General features: G+C 34.0%; 11 protein-coding genes. 7 read left to right on the top strand and 4 right to left on the bottom strand.

From position 1 onward, the window contains the following. Positions 1–4 precede the first annotated feature (4 nt). The 4 genes from AW14_RS13355 to AW14_RS13340 form a co-directional block, all read right to left on the bottom strand. Entirely contained in the window at positions 5–1,756 is a 1,752-nt protein-coding gene (locus AW14_RS13355; protein WP_044639259.1) for a SusE domain-containing protein, read from the bottom strand. Positions 1,757–1,768: 12 nt separating this feature from the next. Beyond that, positions 1,769–3,232, bottom strand: a complete 1,464-nt coding sequence (locus tag AW14_RS13350) for a RagB/SusD family nutrient uptake outer membrane protein (RefSeq protein ID WP_044639258.1) — start codon at positions 3,230–3,232, stop codon at positions 1,769–1,771. Positions 3,233–3,244: 12 nt separating this feature from the next. Next, a complete protein-coding gene (locus AW14_RS13345) occupies positions 3,245–6,181 on the bottom strand; it encodes a SusC/RagA family TonB-linked outer membrane protein (protein WP_044639257.1) in 2,937 nt (978 codons plus the stop codon). A 255-nt stretch (positions 6,182–6,436) separates the two neighbouring features. Further along, positions 6,437–8,077 carry a DUF6377 domain-containing protein gene (locus AW14_RS13340; protein ID WP_044639256.1) on the bottom strand — a complete coding sequence of 547 codons (1,641 nt, stop codon included), beginning with the start codon at positions 8,075–8,077 and terminating at the stop codon, positions 6,437–6,439. Positions 8,078–8,241: 164 nt separating this feature from the next. Here AW14_RS13340 and AW14_RS13335 point away from each other — a divergent pair, with 164 nt between their 5' ends. From AW14_RS13335 to AW14_RS13305, 7 genes are all read left to right on the top strand, one after another. Next, the gene (locus AW14_RS13335) at positions 8,242–9,213 is read left to right on the top strand and encodes a Gfo/Idh/MocA family protein (RefSeq protein ID WP_044639255.1); all 972 of its coding nucleotides are present in this window, start codon (positions 8,242–8,244) and stop codon (positions 9,211–9,213) included. 4 nt (positions 9,214–9,217) lie between these two features. Then, the gene (locus AW14_RS13330; protein WP_245617599.1) at positions 9,218–10,573 is read left to right on the top strand and encodes a family 43 glycosylhydrolase; all 1,356 of its coding nucleotides are present in this window, start codon (positions 9,218–9,220) and stop codon (positions 10,571–10,573) included. A gap of 23 nt (positions 10,574–10,596) precedes the next feature. Further along, the gene (locus AW14_RS13325; protein WP_044639254.1) at positions 10,597–12,858 is read left to right on the top strand and encodes a glycoside hydrolase family 3 N-terminal domain-containing protein; all 2,262 of its coding nucleotides are present in this window, start codon (positions 10,597–10,599) and stop codon (positions 12,856–12,858) included. Between the two features lie 7 nt (positions 12,859–12,865). After that, positions 12,866–13,993, top strand: a complete 1,128-nt coding sequence (locus AW14_RS13320; RefSeq protein ID WP_044639253.1) for a glycoside hydrolase family 88/105 protein — start codon at positions 12,866–12,868, stop codon at positions 13,991–13,993. A 21-nt stretch (positions 13,994–14,014) separates the two neighbouring features. Continuing rightward, positions 14,015–15,586, top strand: a complete 1,572-nt coding sequence (locus tag AW14_RS13315; RefSeq protein WP_044639252.1) for a T9SS type A sorting domain-containing protein — start codon at positions 14,015–14,017, stop codon at positions 15,584–15,586. A 248-nt stretch (positions 15,587–15,834) separates the two neighbouring features. Beyond that, entirely contained in the window at positions 15,835–18,798 is a 2,964-nt protein-coding gene (locus tag AW14_RS13310; protein ID WP_044639251.1) for a carbohydrate-binding domain-containing protein, read from the top strand. A 32-nt stretch (positions 18,799–18,830) separates the two neighbouring features. Next, positions 18,831–22,877 carry a hybrid sensor histidine kinase/response regulator transcription factor gene (locus AW14_RS13305; protein ID WP_044639250.1) on the top strand — a complete coding sequence of 1,349 codons (4,047 nt, stop codon included), beginning with the start codon at positions 18,831–18,833 and terminating at the stop codon, positions 22,875–22,877. Positions 22,878–22,954: the final 77 nt, after the last annotated feature.

Below are 22,954 nucleotides of genomic sequence, written 5' to 3'. Positions count from 1 at the left end.
TTTTTTATTGTTTAATGTACTCGTAAGTTCCTGAAGTAAAATCAGGCGTTATTTCAATATTAACTTGGTAATTACCATTAGTGTTAATATTCCTAATATTCGAACCACCTTTGTTGGTTAGGTTTCCAGATAAGGCTGATGGTGCATCAGATCCAAAGTCGTTATCCCATGGCGATATAAACTTCATGTCAAAATTACCGCTCAAACCAACTGTTGTTGTAAATTTATAAGGATGTTGGTAGGTCATTAAAAACTCATTACGATCATCCCACTTTTGGTTAATCTCATCCCAATGGAATAGGAAAATATTGTAGTAATTCCATTGTAATTTTGCGTTTGCAAAGTCAATGGTGAATTTATAAGCTTGGTCTCTTTCTACATTTATAGCACCAGATGCTTCACTTAAATTTGGACTTTCGCTCACATTAACACCATCTGGTGCATCTGTTGCTCCAATAGCTTCAAAGGCAGTAAAGCTATCTCCAGAGCCATCTGAAGCTGTATTTAGAGTTATTTGATCACCACTTTGTAAGGCGATGTAGTTATCGGTTCTAAAAACATCTCCATCTTTAGTAAGTTCTCCAACAAGTGTGTTGTTGTTAAATAAATACAATGAACTTGGTGTTTCAATAGGCGCTGCAGCATTCGGGTCTATTTCTATGGTATAGGAGTATGCATTTGCAGAAAGATTTAAAGTAACTAATAAGGTACCTAATTTTTCTGAAGGGATATCTTCAAAGCTCACCCCTTGATTTCCTGCATCCGATTCCATAATAAGTGTGTTAGTTGTTCCAACAACACGCTTCAATAAATGATCCCAATAACCAGAACCATCTACATCTGCCCTAAATAAAAAGCCACCAGTACTTACCAGCTGTATGGAAGCCTGCCAAATACCACCACCTATGTATTCCAGAGGTTCATCGCTTCCCCAACCACCAATTATGGGGCTACCTTTCATATTCCAGCGTTCAATTTTTAAAAGTGAATAGCTACTATTGTCCAAGTCTATTTTAATACGATATTCTCCGTCTTGTGCTACAGTGATAGGGGCTCCAGATTTTTCAATACTGCCTTCGGTTGCACCACCACCATATACTAAAGCAGGTAGAGACTGCTCACTATAAAATTTAAAAGAGCTTCCTGCCTTCAAACTAGTGTAGACCTCGTAAACGCTTGAAGGCTCACCATTTGAATTATTTAAACGTTTTAATGGAATAGCTTCTGATAAATTATTATTGTTCTCTGTGGCTGTTCCAGATATAAATAATCTACTAGGTATTATTTCATTTTCAAAACGCTTAATAGTAATATCTTTTACATCAATTGAAGTTTTATTGATGCTGCTGGCAACAACAGCCCACGTAAGTTCTACATTAGTATTTGCTGAGTAGCCTGCAAATGATAAAGCTTCATCAATAGCTTGAAACGAGACTGAAGCAGATAGGTCTTTGCCATTATTTGAAGGTGTTAGTTCTAAAATAGGTGTATCAAAAGCAGAACTTCCAAGTGTATCAACTACCACTTTGTAGCTTACTATGTAGTTTGCTGAAGATTTTGCGGGTTCCCAACTAAAGGTTATAATGTTATTGGGAGTGGTTTCATCTAGTATGATTAAGTCATCACTTGGCAACGCAATTGTTGGATTGCTAAGTTCCCAAAGTCCTTCCGGCTGTAAATTATTTTCAGTTTCGCAAGCCAGTATAACTAAGGTTGCCGAAACAAGAAACAGTATTCTTTTTAAAAATCTTTTCATAATCAATTAATTTTAAGGTATTAAAGCTGGGTTTCTGTCTAATTCCTGTTGCGGAATTGGTAGAAATATTTTAGCTTCTGTCATATTATAGTTTACTGGTGTGTTGGTACGTAAATCAATTTCAACTAGGTTGTTCATGGTCGATACAATTTGTCCGTTTCGTACTAGATCATCCCATCTTTGACCTTCTAGAAAAAGTTCAAGGCGACGCTCCTTTAATATATTTTGTTTTAATATAGCTTTAGAGCTTTTTTGGGCAGCGGTTAAATTTGGTAGTTGCGCTCTGTTTCTAATTCTATCAACTTCAGTGGCTGCTGCTTCCAGTTGGTTTAATTCGTTTAAGGCCTCGGCTTTAAGTAGTACAATATCCCCATATCGTATTAAATATGTGTTGTCTGCACTTGCAAAACCACTGGCATTTTTCCATTTATAACCAAAAGGGATGGTACTACCGGCAGCATTTCCCCAATATTCATCAACCCATTGAACTTGCTCAAACAATATGGATGCATTTTTTCTAACAACATCTCCCTCGGCATCAAATGCGTTAACAATATCTACCGATGGTGTTACAAATTTTCTCCATGTATCGCCACTAATGGAAGGTGGTAACAATAACTGCGGACCAAAATTACCTTCGTTGCCACCTAAATATTGAACCTCTATTATAGATTCAGCATTGTTGGGGTTGTTACCATCAAATAGCTGATTGTAATTAATTAATCTGTAATTAGCATCACTTTTTTCAACTTCAGTTATGTGTGCTAGAACAGCTTTATAATCAGGATTTGGTTGTTGCGCATAAGCCTTAGCGGCTAAGGCATGTGCTGCACCAGAAGTTGCTCTGGCTTTTGTTATTGCGTTATTTCCGTAAGTATCAGGTAGCAAAGTTGCTGCCAATTCTAAATCTGAAGTGATTTGTGCATAGATATCTTCAATGGGTGATTTTGGAATGTTCACACTTTCAGCTGTGGTTGCTTTTATCGATGCCGTTATTAACGGAACGCTACCCCAAAGTTTTGCTAAAGTAAAGTAGTGATAAGATCTTAAAAATAGTGCCTCACCTCTAATTTGCGCTTTTCTTTCATTAGTTAATTGTGGGTCGTTAATCCCATCAACGCGTTCTAAAACAACATTTGCTTTAGAAATAGCATTATAAATGTTAGACCAATGTGTAAAAAGTCTGGAATGCGTTGGTGTTATATTTAAGAAATCTATGGCAAAAATTTCCGGATTGTCCCCACCTGCATAATTATTATCTGCGCGCATGTCTTGGAATAATAAATTATCCCATACATAATATTCTGAAGATTGAAACGATTCGTATGCTCCAGTAAGTGCCGCCTCTATTTGAGATGCATTGTTGTAGGCATCTGCACTTGTTTCCTCCGAAATAGGAGTAAGGTCTAAAAAATCATCGCAGTTTGTAAAAAGTGCGAGACTTAAAATTATTAATAATATTTTATTTAGTTTCATAGTTGAATTTTTTTAAAAAGTAACACTTAAGCCAAAAAGCGTGGTTCTCGATTGCGGATAAGTACCAAAGTCTATACCTCTTATGGTATTACTGCCTCCAAAGGCATTTACTTCTGGGTCGAAACCAGAGTAATCAGTAAAGGTTAATAGATTTTCACCGGTAACATAAAGTCTTAGAGCACTTAGGTTTATTTTATCTAACATATTCTTAGGGAATTTATAGCCTAGGGTAAGCGCTTTTACTCTTAAATAGGAAGCATCTTCAATAAAACGTGTTGATACTCTGGAATTATCTGAATTACCAAAAACAGCTCTTGGAATTGTTGTAATGTCTCCAGGTTGTCTCCATCTGTCTAATACAGCAATAGATTGATTTTTTGGGTCAATAAGTCCTTCGGTTTCAATTCTTGTAGCGTTTAACATATCATTTCCTTGAGAACCTTGTAAATAAATCATTAAGGTAAATCCTTTGTATGAAAAGTTGTTGGTTAATGAATATGTAAAGTCTGGGTTGGCATCGCCAATAATAGTTCTATCATCTGCTGAAGGTGTAAATGTAGAAACTCCATTACGGTCTAAGTAAAATGCATTTCCAGTTTGTGGATCTACACCGCCGTATATATAACCGTAAAGAATCCCTAATGGCTCACCCTCTCTAATTAAAGCCGCTTCTCCACGGCCTCCGGCAATACCTCCTTGAAATACATCAGAATCTACGAGTCTAGTAATTTCATTTCTGTTAAATGAAATGTTGAAATTGGTATCCCAATTAAAATTTTCAGAATTAATATTTTTTGTACTAACGCTGAATTCAATTCCTTTATTTTCCAACTCTCCAATATTTTGGATGGCACTGGTAAAACCTGTAGCATTTGGTAACGGTGCATCAAATAATAAATCTTTTGTTCTTTTTATGTAGACATCTGCAACAATATTCACTTTGTTATTAAATAGAGAAACATCTATACCAACATTAGTTTGATTAGACTCTTCCCATTTAAGTTCTAAGTTTTCAATAGAAGCAGGGAAGGTACCAGGTTGTACTACACCACCTATTGGATAGTTAGCACCGCTTCCTACACGACCTAAATACGCGTAATTCTGAATTTGATCATTACCTACAATACCCCAACCAGCACGTAGTTTTAGGTCACTAAGTGTTTTGGAATCTTTTAAGAAGTTTTCTTGCGACATTCGCCATCCTAGAGAAAATGAAGGGAAATAACCCCATCGCTTGTTGGGACCAAAAACGCTTGAACCATCTGCTCTAAAATTGGCAGTAACTAAATATTTGTCGTCATAGGCATAGTTTAATCTTCCTAAAAAAGATGAGTTTGCTTTTTCAGCCTTATCTGCTGTAGCTCCAAAAATTTCAGAACCACCATTAGCTGTTGTAACTGTAGCGCTTGCAAAATTGCGTGTTTCAATATAACTGTTTTCAAACTTATTTTTTTGATTAACAGAACCTATTAACGCTTCAATTTTGTGATTATTTAACGTGTTGTTGTATGACAAGGTGTTTTCTACAATGTAATATGAGCTTTTGTTAGTGCTATTTATAGATCTACCTTGTAAAGCTCTACCAAAACCTGTTCTAAATGGATCTAAAAACGAATCAAAAACACCAAAACTATTATCAATTCCAACATTAGTTTTAAAGGTGAAATTCTTAATTGGTTTTATTTCAAAATATAGGTTACCCAAAAAACGTTGGCTATTAAATTCACGATCTAAACCATCTGTTGAAGCTAATGGGTTTTCCCAGTTTTGGAATGGATTACTGGTGAAAGAACCGTCTTCATTAAATATGCCAATATTAGCAGGTGTTGTAAGTGCTCCTAGTAAAACACCACCTTGATTTACAGCATTATTATCATTTACATCTACATCTTTGTATTGAGTATATGCAATTCTAGTTCCAACCTTTAACCACTCGTTTATATCTTGGTCAAAGTTAATTTTGAAATTAAAACGCTCAAGTTCAGAGCTTTTTACAACTCCTTCCTGATTGGTATAACCAGCTGATACGTAATAATTAGAACCTTCATTTCTACCAGACATAGCTAACTGATAATTGTTTGAAATACCATTTTGAAATATTTCTTGTTGCCAGTCTGTGTTTTGATTAAATCTATCCCAGTCTGTAGTTTGGCCAAGTTCAGTCATTAAATCTCTGTATTGCTCACCATTTAAAACAGGTAGCGTATTCCATACTTGGGAGACACCTAAATACGTGTCAAAAGTTAATTTTGGTTTTTCAGTTGTACCGCGTTTGGTTGTAATAAGCACAACACCATTAGCCCCTTGAGCACCATATATTGCTGCTGATGATGCATCTTTTAATACCGAAATAGACTCAATGTCGGCAGGGTTTATAGATCGGGTATCTGTTGTAGGTACACCATCTACTACATACAAAGGTTCACTACCTGAGGTTATAGAGTTGGTACCTCTAATCCTTATGCTTAAACCTGCAGACGGCTTGCCAGAATTCGCCAATACTTCCACACCTGTAGCTTGACCCTGTAATAGGGAGCCTATTTGCGCGTTGCTGCGACTCTCTAAAACTTCTGATTTAATTTGGGATACCGAGCCTGTGATATCCTTTTTCTGCTGAGCACCGTAACCAATTACTACGATCTCATTTAATGCCTCTGTGCTTTCTTGCATCATCACATTAATAGTTGATCTGCCATTAATTGGTTCTTCAACCGAAGTCATTCCTAGGTAACTAAAAACAAGAATACTTGCACTATTTACATTTGCGCTTAAAGTGTACAAGCCATCAAAATTAGTAGTTGTTCCTTTCTCTGTGCCCTTTACGAGAATCGATACGCCAGGAATGGGTTGGTTATTGCCATCTGTTACTTTACCCTTGATGGTAACTTGAGCAACAGAAAATAAAGGCAATAGAATAACTAGTAATAAAAGTCTCTTTGTGGTTTTCATATATTTAATTTAGTTTTTGGTATGAGTTTGAACATAACTCGATTTGTAAAGTTAATATCGTATGAGAGATTTTAATTGTAGAAGTATTTAAAAAGTAGATTTTTTTGAGTATTAAAATTAATTATATGTCTAATAATGAATTACTTGTGTAATTAATAATAATAAAAAAAAGTAGATTTTTTATAAATAAATATTGAAGATTTTACGCGTTAAATTTAAAAACAAACTAAAGTTAATATAAATAATTTTATACAGTTATTGTATTTTCTTAACGTCGTCTTCGAAAGTATCTCTATTTAGGGCGCTGTTTTTTATTTTTACTCTGTAATTGTAAATAGTGTTTACAGAGTAACGTAAAATTTTAGATATTTTGGAACTATTTGTTAAGCCTAATCTTATCAGTGCAAGAATTCTTAGTTCAGTGTTTAAAACTTCATCTTTGTTAAGTTTAATTTGTTCTCCTGGTTTTAGGAGGCCATTAACCTCTCTTATGAAATTAGGGTATATATGTAAAAAAGATTTATCGAAATTTTGATAAAAAATTTGAAGTTCGTTGTCTACGAGTTGTTTCGATTTTGTAAGTTCTAATAAGGTTTTAGTCTTGTTTGATACTAAATAGTTCCTAACCATTTTTCGATAGGTGTCTAGTTTGTTTATATAGTCTGAATAAAGGTTTAAAAAAGTCCCTATATATTGTTCTTTTATTTTGTCGGTGTTAGATAATTCGTTGTATAATCTATTCAGGTCTGAATTTGTTATACTTAATCGTTCGTTTAAATTTGTAAGTTGTATGTTGGCTTTTTTTAATGCTTTTCTAGCAGAAGACAATCGTTTTATCTGTCTGTAAATATATAATATGGTAAATAGAAGAAATAATGCAAGTACACTTATATATAGGAGCATTTTTTTTAGTTCGGCTTGTTGTTCTAGGTTCTTTTCTTCAAAGGCTTTTGATATAACAGATAGTTTGTTCGAGATGTTTACAAAGCGTAGCCTTGAGTTATAAATTTCAGTATCTTCAACCGAGAAATCAATATACTTATATGCTCTTTCAATATCGCCTTCCTCAAATAAAATCATGGCAAGTTCAGTAAGGGAAGCGTTATCTTTTACCGATGCCGTAATGTCTGAGATAGCAGAAAGTGCTAAAAACATTTTTTGATCTCTTGCATTATTATTAAGACCGTAGAGTAAAGCCCTTTCAAAAGTTACTAGAGAATATTTTGTTGTGCCTAATTTTAATTGCGATAATCGTTTAGAATTGATTCTTAATGCTTCTACAATATTTCTATTATCTCTTAATTCTTTTTCGATTAACGCAAGTGCTTGATCTGAATTTGGATCTAATTTTTGTTGAAGGGAATCTTGATAGATTAAGTAGAGTTGAGAATAACGCTCTTTGGTAGTTTGTACAGTGGTATAAAAACTTAATCCAGAATATCCTTCTACATAATTAAAATAATATTGCTCTAGAAGTTTTTCTGGAAGTTCATTCCGCCTAATTTCATTTAAAACATCAATACCTTCTTTATACCTTCCAGATGTTGCTAGAAGTTTGGCTAACTTTAGTTGTGACTCTTTCTCAAGCTTATTGTTATTTAGTTTCTTTGCTATTTGTAAGTTTTTTTCGATATAGAATAGCGCTTTGTCAAAACTATACTTTTCATATTCATTAATTATTTCATTTATTATGAAATAATTATTCTGTAATGAGCTACTATCTTTATCATTAATGAGTTTTTTTAAATTTTCAACTCTTAATTTTTTGGCATTATCAAAAAAAGCTCTTTTGCGCATAGTAACCTCCAGCTCTAATAATAATGAATCAAGATTACTATTGCCGTAGCACTGAATGCTTAATGTTAAAGATGTAAGAAATAATAAAAGTTTTTTCAAAAAAAAGATTAGTTTTTAAAGATTTGTAACAAAGTTAATTATTTTAGTGTTGTGAAACTTTGCAAAAATAGTAATGTTATAAGTTTTACTTTAACCTTACAGTACAGGACAGGTTTTGAGGCGTCCTAACTTATCTTTAGCATTTATTTTATGGTAATAAATACATGAATTCTAATATTGTTAATTGGGGAATTATAGGTTGCGGTGATGTTGCAGAAGTAAAGAGTGGTCCTGCTTTTCAAAAGGTAAAAAACTCAACTTTAATAAGCGTTATGCGCAGAAACGAAGATAAAGTAAAAGATTTTGCTAAACGTCATGGGGTACCAAATTATACCACTCATGCTTCAGAATTAATAAATAATGATAAGATAAATGCCATTTACATTGCAACGCCTCCTGCTTCGCATTTAAAATATGCATTACAAATTATTCAAGTTGGTAAAAATGTGTATTTAGAAAAACCCATGGTGCTTAACAGTAAAGAAGCCGAAACACTTTTAAGCGCACTACAAGAAAGTGATGTAAAAGTTACGGTGGCTCATTATCGTAGACATTTACCTTTGTTTGCCAAGGTGAAGGAATTATTAGATGCCAAAATAATTGGTAAAGTAGTTTCGGCAGAAATTGACATTGCGCAATCAAAAAACGCTAATTTAATAGCCAAAACCGATGAAAATTGGCGTTTAAACCCTGAAATTTCGGGTGGAGGATATTTTCATGATATAGCGCCACACCAAATAGATCTCATGTATTATTATTTTGGTGAAATTTCCAATATAAAAAAAGGGTTTATTTCAGATAGTGCGAATGTAATGGATTTAGTAAAGGGTGAAATAGAATTTAAAAACGGTGTTCAATTTAAAGGAAGTTGGAATTTTATAGCCTCCAAAGATAGTGATAGATGTACTATTGAAGGAGAAAAAGGTTCCATTACATTTTCTTTTTATGGCGATGAAATACGAGTTGAAACCGACAACAAAACGGAAACTTTTAAGTTTGAAAATCCAAAACATGTGCAACAACCAATGATAGAGCAAGTGGTTGGTTATTTTTTAGGACAAAACGAAAATCCATGTTCGGTAGAAGAAGCGGCAGTAGTGACTAAAATTATGGATACCTTTTGCGGAATTGAATAAAATCATGAAAACAAATTTTAAAATAACATATGGAATTGTAAGTGCAATGTTATTAGTTATAACATCTGTATGCTCACAAAATCCCATAGTTCCAAACGTTGGATTAAACGATCCGCATATTCATATTTTCAACGATACCGCTTACGTTTATGCTTCGCATGATAAATCTGTTAAAAACGATAAGTTTATCATGGAAGATTGGTGGGTGTGGTCTTCTCCCGATTTGGTGAATTGGACAAAACGAAGTGTTTTAAAACCTGAAGATACTTATATAGGAAAAGAATTTTCAAGATGTTGGGCTACAGATGCGGCCTATAGAAATGGAAAGTATTATTTTTATTTTTCCGAAGGAAACGAGCAAACAGGCGTTGTAGTTGGAAAAACACCCGTAGGTCCTTGGAAAGATGTTTTAGGTAAACCTCTATTATCCTCAAATTTAACACCTACGCATGAATATGATATGGCCATTTTTGAAGACAAAGGCGAGCATTATATCATTTTTGGTGTATGGGATTATTACATAGCTAAGCTCAACGAAGACATGATAAGTTTAGCAGAATCACCAAAGAAAATAATTATTAATAATCCGAGAGGCCCTTATAATCCCGATGGAAGCAATACAAAAATGCCAACAGATGATAAGCCTTTTATGCATAAATATAATGGAAAGTATTATTTGTCTTGGGGCAGTTTCTATGCCATGGCAGATAATGTTTACGGTCCTTATGATTACAAAGATACCGTTATAAAAGAGGCGAGTTTTGCCAAAGGCTTTGATGCTCCAACATGGCCAAATGGGTTTTTACAAGGTCGTCATGGTTCATTCTTTGAGTGGCACAACCAATGGTATTATATTTATTGTGATATAAGTCAAACCGGAAATCGTTATTTTAGAGATAGCTTTATAAGTTATGTGCATTACAAAGATAATGGTGAAATGGCAACCATAAGAGTTGACGGTATTGGAGTAGGTAATTATGATGCCAATGCTAGTATTGAAGCCGAAGACTATTTTAAAGCATCAGGTATAAAAAAAGTGGAAAATACTTTAGGAGGATTTTCAATACAAACAATACAAAATACAAGTCATGTTATTTACCCCAATATAAAAGGTTTACAGGGCAAAACCATTTTAGAATTAGAGGTGATGGCTAGTGATGCCTGTTCTGTTGAGGTAAGAGATACGAATGCTGAAGGTAAACTATTGTTCTCTTTAGAAATACCTAAAAATAATATTTACACATTTCAACCACGACAATTTAATGCTCAAAATTTAAATCAGGTAAAATCTATTTGTTTTGTATTTAAAACCATTAATAATCAGTCATTAACAATAAATCGATTTGCATTTAAAAACTAAAACTATACAAACATAACATACTAATGAGAAAATTACTTTTTATTGCATTGCTATCAATTTTTACCTCTTGTGGTAAGGGAGATTCAAAAGCTAAAGATTACAAAGATGCCTCGCTTTCTATTGATGAAAGAGTAGAAGCGCTTTTACCCAAATTATCCCTTGAAGAAAAAGTAGCGCAAATGCGTATATTTCATGCCACCATTGGAGCTAAATATGATAACAATGGTAATCTTAAACTTTCCGATAAGGTAATTGAAAAATTAAAATTAGGTATTGCAGGTATTAAAAACCCTGGCGAACATATTGATGCAGTTTCTGCAGCTAAATTTAATAATAAACTTCAAAAATACATTATAGAAAACAACCGTTGGGGCATTCCTGCATTATTTGTAACAGAGTCATATAATGGTGTAGATGCCGAAGGTTGTACCAAGTTTGGTCGCCCTATTACTTCTGCAGCGTCATTCAATCCAGCGCTTGTACAAAGACAGTGGGATGTGGTAGGAAGAGAAGCGCGTTTACGTGGTATGCACATGTGTCACTCTCCAGAAGCCGACTTAGTTCGTGACCCACGTTTTGGACGTATGAGTGAGGCTTTTGGTGAAGATACCTATCTAACCACACAAATGGTTAAAAGTGCCATTAAAGGTGTGCAAGGTGATTACGAAGGTTTAGGTAATGGTACTCATATTGGTGCTGTTGCAAAACATTTTGCTGCTTACGGACAAGTACTTGGCGGTTCAAATTTTGCTGCTATTGAAATTTCTCCAAGAACGTTAATAGATGAAATATATCCACCGTTTGAAGCTGCTGTTAAAGATGCCAAAACCCTGGGTATTATGGCATCACATGGCGATATTAATGGCGTAGCATCTCATGGTAATCCAGAATTGCTTACCGGTGTTTTAAGAGACCAATGGGGTTTTGAAGGTTATGTAGTCTCAGATTCTAACGATATTGCACGTTTACATTATTTTATGAACGTAGCAGAAACACCAGAAGATGCTGCGAGAATGGGTTTAGTAGCTGGTATTGATATCGATTTATATGCTGAAGATTCTTATGCGTATTTGCCAGAAATGGTAAAGAAAAACCCTGAATTGGAAGAGTTAATTGACAGATCTGTAAGGCGTGTTTTAAGAACAAAATTTATTCTAGGCTTGTTCGATAATCCTTATATCGATATAGAGGCCGTTAAGACAGGTAATAGAGCTAAGGCTTCTTTAGAATTGGCAAAAGAATCCGATTTAGAGTCGATTATTCTTCTTAAAAATGAAAATAACACGTTGCCACTTGATGCTAATAAATCTACAAAAATAGCGCTTTTAGGGCCTCTTGTAAGGGAGAATACTAAAGCTATGTTTGAATCTGTAGTAACCGATAATGTTAAATTTGTTGCCGAGAAAGGATTTCATCTTACCGATGAAACTGGAGGCGCTCCAAAATTATTAGAGCGCGATGGTAAAGCTTTAGATAATTTGGTTAACATCGCTAAAAGTTCAGATGCTATCGTGTTATTTTTAGGAGGCGATGAGTTTACTTCTAAAGAAGCTTTTTTTAATAATGCTTTAGGGGATAGAGCAACAATCGACCCTGTTGGTCCACAAGATGAACTAGTAGAAAGGGTAAAAGCACTAGGTAAACCGCTTATTGTGGTTTTAAAACATAGAAGAACGCTGTCTATTAATACTATTGCAGACCAAGCTGATGCTATTTTAGATACTTGGGATTTAAGCGAATTTGGTGATGAGTCTACAGCTAGAATTATTTTCGGTGAAGTATCTCCATCAGGTAAATTGCCAGTTACGGTGCCTCGTTCTATTGGCCAAATTCCTTTTCATTATAGCATGAAAGAAATAAACTATAAAAAAGGTTATTTGTTTTTAAAAGATGGGCCATTATTTCCTTTTGGTCATGGCTTAAGTTATGCAAACTTTGAATATTCAGATATTAAAATTTCAAATCCTGAAATGACAGCAGATACTGAATTAGAAGTAAGTGTAACTGTTGCCAATAAAAGCAATGTAAAAGCCAAGGAAGTCGTACAAATGTATGTTAAGGATGAAATAGGTTCTGTTACAAGACCAGATAAAGAATTAAAAGGTTTTGAAAAAATAGAATTAAATGCGGGAGAAAGTAAAACGGTTTCTTTTAAAATAACATCTAAAATGTTAGAATTTACAGGTGTTACAATGGAAAAAGTATTGGAAGCCGGTGATTATACGGTTATGTTAGGAACCTCTTCAAACGATTATTTAGAAACCACTTTTAAACTAAAAAAATAAAAATACCATGAATAAAACCATTTTAGCATTATTTACAGTTTTATTGTTTTTTAACTGTTCAACGGCCCAGAAAGTAACAGGAGTTAATGTTATTGATAAATCAGATATTAAGTCAGCTATGATAAAGGCATTAGAGTGGCAAGAAGCACATCCTATTTTTGCAATTGCACCAACCGATTGGACAGAAGGAGCTTATTATACGGGTGTGGTAAGAGCACATAAAGCTACTAAAGATATGATTTATATGGCTGCCCTAAAAAATCAAGGATATTGGAATAATTGGCAAACATATAAACGTTTACATCATGCCGATGATGTTGCCATATCTTACAGTTATTTGTATATAGATATGAATGATGGTAGACGAAATTTCGTGGATTTAGAACCTACAAAAAAATTCTTAGACGCCCATTTATTTGATGACGATGAGTGGAAAAAAGGAACAGATAAAAGTGAATATGGCAGAACTATTTTGTGGTGGTGGTGCGATGCCTTATTTATGGCTCCTCCTGTACTTAATTTGTATGCGAAACATACTAAACAGCCCAAGTATTTAGATGAGATGCATAAGTTTTATATGCAAACTTACAACCAGTTATACGATAAAGAAGAACAATTGTTTGCAAGAGATATGCGTTTTGTGTGGCAGGGTAACGATAAAGACACCAAAGAACCAAATGGTAAAAAGGTATTCTGGTCTCGAGGCAACGGTTGGGTTTTTGCTGGTTTAGCTTTAATTTTAGATGATATGCCAGCAGATTATAAGCATCGCCCGTTTTATGAGAACTTATACAAAGAAATGGCAGAGAAAATATTAAAACTTCAACCTGAAGACGGTTTATGGAGAACAAGTTTGTTATGTCCAGAGTCTTATAATCATGGCGAGGTAAGCGGTAGTGGTTTCCATACTTTTGCATTGGCTTGGGGCATTAATAATGGTTTGTTAGATAAAAAATATATACCAGCAGTTAAAAAAGGTTGGAATGCTTTAAAAGCCTGCCAACATGAGGATGGTCGCGTAGGTTGGGTACAAAACATTGGTGCATTTCCAGAACCAGCATCTTATGATAGTTATCAAAATTTTGGAACAGGTGCTTTTTTAATGGCAGGGAGTGAGATTCTAAAAATGCAATAACAATTAGTGTATAGATAAATTATGAGAATAAATATAGCTAAGAAATTCGTGCTTATTTTATCGCTATTATTTTTTGGCTATGAGCTAAATGCACAAGTATTATGGTACGGAGACCCTAATTTATCCGTAAATGATAATTTTAGACACCTCGACCCTAATGGCAATAGCAACCCAAGTGGTGATGATTGTGTTGATGATCCCAATAATCCACCATTTGTCACTACACCTATAGATTCTGAGTTTGGTAAATTTTGGCGTATAACTAAACCTGTTTCTAGAAAGAGAGCAGAATTTGCCAGAACTACGGGCGACGTAAATACATTTACCCCTCAAAAAGGCGGAACTTATTATTATGGTTGGCGTTGGAGATTTAATTCTGAACCAAATTTAAATGCTGGTATTGCTGTGTTTCAATGGAAAACTACTGATGGTGGAGATATTAACACGAATAAACAAAATTATCCTTATACGATGTCTTACGATGGTACAACTTTAAGTTTAAATGCCTTCGGACCAGCAGAACCGAATTGGAACAGGCCAGGGTCTATAACCCAGCGAAGAACAACCTTATGGCAACATGTAATTCCCGAAGATGAATGGGTGACTTTTGTTATAAAAGTCAAGGTTGATGATAATTTTGATGTGGTTAATAATAGATATGAAGGCTATTTAGAGTTCTGGTTTAATGGAGTACAGCAAACACTTTCAAATCTTAATTTTAATGAATATCAAGTGGTTTTGGCAGATTCTGATAAAAGAGCCTATCATAAAACATTTGATGGAGTTGAAGTTTACCCAAAGTGGGGTTCTTACAATGAAAACGCCTGTGATTTTGAGGTGATAACAGATTTTGATGACATGCGTGTTGCTTCAACATACCTTGAAGCACTTCCTAGTGGTTCAATTGGTGGAAATCCAACCAATGGTTTAGAAGGAAAATATAAAATTAAGCACAGTGTAACGGGGAAGTATTGGACTGTAGACACTGCAAATTCAAATATTATTACTGCCGATGAAATTTCGCCAAATAATAATTCACAAATTTTTGAAGTGAAATCTGTTGGTTCTAATGGTTATTATAATATTTCATGTACACTTACGGGATGGGATGCAGTAAGATTTGAATCGATTAATGTGTATCCTACTACAACTGCAACTCCCACCACAGATACAAACAATACAAGAATTTTTGAATTTGTTTCTAACGGTTCTGGCGCATATGATATCCATACGCCACAAACAACCACAGGAAGGTATGCATATGATAATTCGGGTGATGTTAATTACACAAGTTCAGCTACAGCTAACACGAAATGGCTATTAGAAAATACGAATGCACTTAGTAATGAAGGTTTTCATAGAAATTCAGTTTTCATTTCTAACCCAATAGATGACGAAATTATAATTGATGGATTAGAAAAAAAAGTCAATAAAATTGAAGTGTTTAACATAGTTGGCAAAACTATAGTATTGAAAAACGTAAAAGGGGCATCATCTATACGAATAGACGCTAATACCTTAATCAGTGGTTTATACTTTGTTAAATTCTACGGGGAAGTATCAATATATACAAGAAAAATCATCAAAAAATAGAACCTTAAAGGTAGTGCTTTTTCAATAAAAAAAAAGAGAAACATCTTATGTTTAAAGCATATATACTATATTTTTCTGGTAAATAAAACGCTTAAATATTTTGAATAAAACGTTATGTGATTTTAAATTAAATACAGCAAAAAGCAGGACAGTTTATTTATTCTTTATTATTAAAATTGTAAGTTAAAAAAAAAGCTATATATGCATTTACTTTTTAAGTAAAATGCCCACAATTATTTACCAAAACTATGAACAAAAATGCTACATCAAATAGGCAATATTTTAAATATCTTTGCTTTATTGCATGTGTAATCTGCTTCTATTTAAAAGCAGAAGCACAGAGTTATCCCTTTACTTTACCTGGAACTATTACAGCTTCATTGAATGTTGAGACAACAAATACCGAAGTTTTTAACAATAAGTTATTAGGTTATAATATTGAGGGTTTTAATACCCAATTACAAAAAGACTTTATCAAATTAGTAGATCCTGTAACCATTCGCTTCCCGCATGGGGTTTTCGCCAATTTTTATCAATGGCAAACCGATGGTTACCAAAATGACAGCTATGACAATGGTGTACATGAATCGACTTTGGCAACTTATGCGTGTTGTTTAAAAGGACATATTAATGGTATTGCCCAACTAAACACTGAAAAAAAAGCTGCAAATGGCGGTGTAGGTTATGATATGATGTGGACCTATTCTATCAATTTTGATGATGGGCCAAGTAGTGTAGCCAGAGCACAAAAAGACATGGGCTTAGGTCTTGAGGTAAAAGATATAGAATTAGGAAACGAACATTTTTGGGTTAATCAAAGAGCACTAAGAACAGATACCCCACAAAAATATTTAGCGGAGGCTTCGGCAGTTTCGGCTGCTTTAAAAGCGGCATATCCAAATATAAGAGTGTCTGTGCCTTTTGGGTGGAGACGAAGTCAAGCAGCCTATAATGCTACAATAAGAGGCGATGGGAGTTATTATGATGCCATTACAGTTCATAAATACTTAGGTGCCGACCCTGATATACCCGGGGAAAGTAATACAGCATATCAGTCGCTTTTAACAGCTAAATTAGAATTAGCAGAAGATGTCAATTGGGTTCGAGATACTGATAATCAAAATAAACCCATTTGGTTAACAGAATGGGGTGTGTCCGCCGGTTCAGATGTGCACGGCGCTGCTTGTTTAGGAATGGCAGATGCTTATTTATTTATGGCAGAAAACCAACATATTTATGATAGAGCAAACTGGTTTAGCTTTAATAGGGTTTTAAATGCTATGGTTGTTGTTGGATCCAACAGAGAACCTGTATATCCGCTACAAAAAAGAGGGTACTTGATGAGTTATGAAATCCTTCAAGATGTTTTAAGGGATGCGACTTTGTTAAACGGTACCGTAACTTCATCGACTATGTTGACTACTACCAGAGGCTCAGTTACAGCAGTAAATGCGAGAGCCGTAACCAAAAATGGTAATACAAGCGTGGTTGCCATCAACCTTACAGATAAGCCTGTTGAATTTACTTTAAAATTTGACAATTTGGTATACGCTGGTTCGTTTAAACACGAAGCTTTGGTGTTTGATAATGTAGGTGTTGTAGCCCCCATTGATTACTATACCGACCCATTAACTTTAATTAAACAAGGAACAGGAGCTATTACGCTACCCCCATTATCTATTAGTAAAATTTCAAACATTGTATTGGATTCTTCAATAAAATTAGTTCAAGGAACTATAGAAGCAGAAGCCTATAGAGCCGGTGGTGAAGGTGTTGGATATTCAGATACTACGCCTACAAACACCCTTAATGCAACTGCCTATACTGATGGGGTTGATGTAGGACAAGACAATGGCGTTATTTATGTTGGCGACACCCAAAATGGTGAATGGCTAAAATACGATGTAAATGTATTACAAGATGGTCTCTATAATTTTGACTTTTTATATGCCGCTGCATCCACAGGAGCATTAATTAGTGTAGAGATGGATGATGTTGTATTGTTTGATAATCATGCTTTAGCTCAAACCTCAAGTGCCACCGATTTTCAAACAAGTACAAAACAAAATGTAGCATTAACACAGGGTTTACATGTGCTTAAAGTTAATGTTCAAAACGCTGGATTTAATTTAGATAAAATTAACGTTGTTTATATAGCGCCGCCTCCAGCACCAACCTTTGTAGCACCCGCCGATGGTTATGTTTTAGCACCAGGCTTTGATATAGAAGTTGAAGCTTCAACCTCCTTATCACCATCAGAAATAACAAGTATGGCACTTTATATAGACGATGTATTGGTGCGTTCTATTACCGCAGCACCGTTTACTTGGGGATATGATGGGCAATCAGATACGTTATTGGAAAATATGGCTGTAGGTGTTTATACCTTAAAATTAGTGCTCACAGACAACAAATTTCAAACTTCTGAAACATCCATAACGGTTAATGTTCAGGCCTTAACAATACAGCCTTTCGGAGGAGTTCCGCATACGATTCCTGGTACTATTCAGGTCGAAGATTATGATTTAGGAGGACAAGGACTAGCTTTTTCTGATTCTTCACCAGGTAATTCAGGTGGTGCTTACAGAACAGCCCCTGGAGAGGACGTAGATATTGAAGTTGGAGGATCAGGTTTTGTTGTTGGCTCTTTAAGTGGTAATGAATATTTGAGGTATACGATAAATGTAACGGAAGCTGGCAGGTACCAAATGCTTGTTAATTACAAGACCTTTTCTAATACTTCTAAACCATTTGCTGCTAATATACTACCTTTAAATTTATCTACTTCAACGCCGTTGTTTAGTGCGCCAAATGGCTCGACTACAAGCGGGATAAGAATAATTACAGAGGGCTCCGTTTTTCAAGACTATACCTCTGATGAATTTGATTTAGATGCAGGTTTGGCAGTATTGGAATTAAGAATTCCTTCAGGAGGAGCGGGTCCAACGTATGATTATGTTACGCTAAATAGATTGGGAAGTTTAAGTATTAATGAATTTGATAACACGGCCATTAATTTAAGAGTATACCCTGTGCCGAGTAAAGATGGAAGGTTTAACCTAAGCATACCAAGTAAATGGAAAGTGTATTCTATACTAGGAACTAAAATCGCCGAAGGTAACGGGGATTTGGTTGATATTTCTAATGCTTCAAAAGGTATTTATTTGTTAAAAACTGAGGGTAATGTAATAAAAAAGATATTATACAGGTAGTAATATCTCTCTAAACTAAAATTGAAAAGTGAATGTTAAAAACATACCACATTTTATTATTTCTTTTCTTAGTAATACCCAGTTTTGCTCAAAAATCAAATTATAATTTTAACCATATTACCAATTCAGATGGGCTATCGCAAAACTCCATTATGGCTGTTCATCAAGATAATTTGGGTCAGATTTGGATTGGTACAAAAGACGGGTTGAACAAGTACGATGGTACTGAGTTTACGGTGTTCCGTCACGAAAAGGATAACCCTACTTCAATTAGTAACAATGGTATTGAGTGCATAGAGCAAGATAGCTCTGGTTTTATATGGGTTGGTACGGCTTTCGGTTTAAATAAATTTGATCCAAAAACGAATATTTTTAAATCCTATTTTTTAAATAATAATCAATCTGTATTAGGTAATAATATGATTATAGCCATTAGGCAACTATCTAATCAAGAAATATGGGTGTGTCATTTTGGTGGGGTTTCAATCTATGATGCTTCAAAAGATAATTTTTTTAGAATATCAAACTTACAATTACCTTCATGCATTGTCGAAACAAAAGATGGAGCTATATATATTGGTACGAATAAAGGATTGTATCAGTTTTTTAAGAAAGGAAGTGCCTATCAAATGGAATTAATTCCTCACTCTGAAGGTTTTAATATAAACGATTTACTAGAATCTAAAAATGGTAATATTCTGCTCGCAACAAAAACCAAAAGTGTTCTAGAATATAATATTCATAACAAGAAAATTCAACCCTACTTTAAAGAATCTGAAATAGATAAAAAAAGTAAAAACGTCAGAAAACTTATTTATGATGATAACGGTCTTTTATGGGTTGCTACTTTTAACGGGCTTCATATTGTTGATGAGGATAGAAATATAAATGCGCTATATCATGATGGGAACAATAACAAATCTTTAAATGATAATTTTATAAAAACAGTATTTAAAGATAATATTGGAACCATTTGGGTGGGCACCTACTATGGAGGCTTAAATATTTATAATAGATTTAATAATAACTTTGTTAATATAACAAAGAATTCCTATGAAAAGGGTTTAAGTTTTAGGGTTGTAAGTTCGATTGTGAATTATAAAAACTTGCTTTTATTTGGTACAGAAGGTGGCGGTATATCGGTGCTAAATCAAGATACTAATTCTATAAGCCATATAACTTCCAGAAACCACTCAAACCTTAAAAGCGATAATATAAAAGCTTTATGTGTAAGTAATGATGACAATCTATGGATAGGAACCTTCGATAAAGGCTTATTTGTCTACAATCTTAAAAGCAAGCAATTTAATAAGGCGGTTTTGCCAGAAGAATTAACAAGATTGCTCAAAAATTTAGGGGTATTAGAACTTGTTCAGTACTCTCATGATACCATGTTGATAGGTACGAATGGTAGTGGCTTAATTAAGTTTAATTTTAAAGATAAGACATTTAAGCTTTTCAATTCCAAAACAGAACCTATTCGTCTAACCAATAGTAATATCAAGACCATATTTATAGATGGAGATAAAAAGATTTGGCTAGGAACACTCCGCGGTTTAAACTGTATTACCTCCAATAATGAGGTAAAAAATTTTGTTTATAGTAATGATTCTAGCTTCAAGTTTGAAATAAATACCATTTATGAGGATAGTAATAAGAACCTGTGGATTGGTACTTTGGAAGATGGCTTATTTAAATTTGCAAACAACCAGTTTGAACTTATAGATTTAAAAGTTGGTGGCGAAAAAATTGATGGCATACGAAGCATTGTAGGGGCTGATGAAAACAGTTTTTGGATGAGCACCTATACACAAGGTATAATAAAATATAATTTTAAAAAAAATAGCATAGAAACGCATTTTACCCAAAAGGAAGGCTTGCCAAGTAATGAGTTTAATAGAGATGCTGCTCTACGTTTAGGTTCTACATATTACTTTGGTGGTCCTTCAGGCGTAACGGTATTTAATGAACATAAAATTGTAAAAAACCAATACGCACCGCAAGTTATCCTTACAGATTTCAAAATTGAAAACCAGTCAGTTTCAGTAAACGATTCCCATAAAGTGCTCACAAAAGCTATTAATTTCACACAAGAGGTCGAGCTTTTGCACGATCAAAGTAATTTTAGTATTTCATTTTCCATACCAAGTTATATAAATTCTAAAAGTAATACTTACAAATATCGTCTTAAAGGTTTAGAAACCGATTGGAATGAAACACCTAATAATGAAGCATCTTATACCATACAAAAGCCGGGAGACTATGTTTTTGAAGTTAAAGGTGTTAATAGCGATGGTGTTATAAATGAAACACCAACAACATTAAATATTTCTGTTAGGCCTGCGCCTTGGTTTACTTGGTGGGCATATGCTATATATATTTTAATAGTTATTTCGATAATTTATTACTTATATAGTATTTCAAAATCTCGAACCAAATTAAAACACGAATTAGAATTAGAGCATTTAGAAGCAGAACAAATAAAAAAGATAAACCAAGCTAAACTTGAGTTTTTTACCAATATATCTCACGAGTTTAGAACACCTTTAACGTTAATCTTAGGGCCATTACAACAAATTTTAGATAACTATCAGGGGAGTAGCAGTATATATAAAAAACTTCAGGTTATTAAAAGAAATAGTAATCATCTGTATCAACTTATCAATAGGTTAATGGATTTTAGAAAATATGAAAGCAATCAAATGACATTGCAAGTAGCAGAGCATAATATAGTAGATGTCTTAAAGAAGGTTTTCGAATCTTTTTCCGATTATGCTATTAGTGAAGGCTATCAATACAATTTTGAAACTCCTTCAAATGAAATACGGCTTTACATAGATGAAAATAAGTTAGTACAAGTGTTCTTTAATTTAATTTCTAATGCTTTTAAGTATACAGGTAGTCAAGGTCAAATAACCGTTAAAATAAAGGAGGAAGGAGATGTGGTATTGCTTCTGGTTGAAGATGATGGTATTGGTATTCCTGAAGCGTATAGGGAAAAAATATTTGACCGCTTTTTTGAGTTAGTTGATAATAATGCTGCCGATAGGCCCCTTAAAAAAGGGACAGGAATAGGTTTGGCCATTGTAAAAAATATAGTAGAGTTACATAAAGGTAAAATTAGCGTAGCGTCAAATACTGAAGGAAAGGGTTCGATTTTTAAAGTTGAATTATTTAAAGGGGCATCACATTTCAAACCCCATGAAATTACTGAGGCTAAACATATTAAAGAAGAAATTGATTTTTATCAAAATCAGTTAGAAAGCACAGATGTCCCTTTTGAAGGAAACTTTTCTTCAAAAATTCGTTCCGATAAAAAAATGTCAATTCTATTGGTAGAAGATAATGAGGAACTCAGAATGTTTATGCATAATATTTTGATTGATGACTATAACGTATTTGAGGCTGAAAACGGTAAGATAGCCTTTAAAATGGCCATTAAAGAACCTATAGATTTAATTGTAAGCGATGTAGTCATGCCAATAACTACAGGTTTAGAGTTTTGTAAATTAATTAAGGAAGATATTCGCACCAGCCATATTCCGGTTATATTATTAACTGCAAAATCAGATATAACACATAAAATAGAGGGTTTAGAAAGTGGTGCCGATGATTATATTAGCAAGCCTTTTAACGTTCAAGAATTAAAGTTGCGTATTAATAATAGTTTAAAATCCATTCAAAACATTAAATCTAATCTAAATACACATGATGTGTTTAAGGTAGAAGATATACAAATGTCGTCTTTAGATGAAACTTTGTACAATAAGGCACTAGATATCATTGAGCAAAACATAAGTGATTACAATTTTGATATCCCCTTCTTTTGCGAAGCATTAGGGGTTAGCAAATCTGTATTATTTACCAAATTTAAAGCTTGGGCAGATTATACCCCTAAACAATTTATACAACATATAAGGCTTATCCGTGCAGCCCAACTTTTAGAAAAGGGTAAAGCCAACATTAACCAAGTTTGTGCTAAAGTAGGTTTTAAAGACCAAAAATACTTCAGCAAAAGTTTTAAAGCTAAGTTTGGTAAAACGCCAAGTGAGTATGCGCAGTCCTTTTTAGAGAATTAAGTCTGGGGTTTTGGTCTAATGCATGTGATACAAGGGCTTTTAGGGGTTAAAAAGGAGTTTTTTCCACATCTTAAGGA

Source organism: Siansivirga zeaxanthinifaciens CC-SAMT-1 (assembly GCF_000941055.1).
Taxonomy (GTDB): domain Bacteria; phylum Bacteroidota; class Bacteroidia; order Flavobacteriales; family Flavobacteriaceae; genus Siansivirga; species Siansivirga zeaxanthinifaciens.
This window is presented reverse-complemented; position numbering and strand designations above follow the sequence as displayed.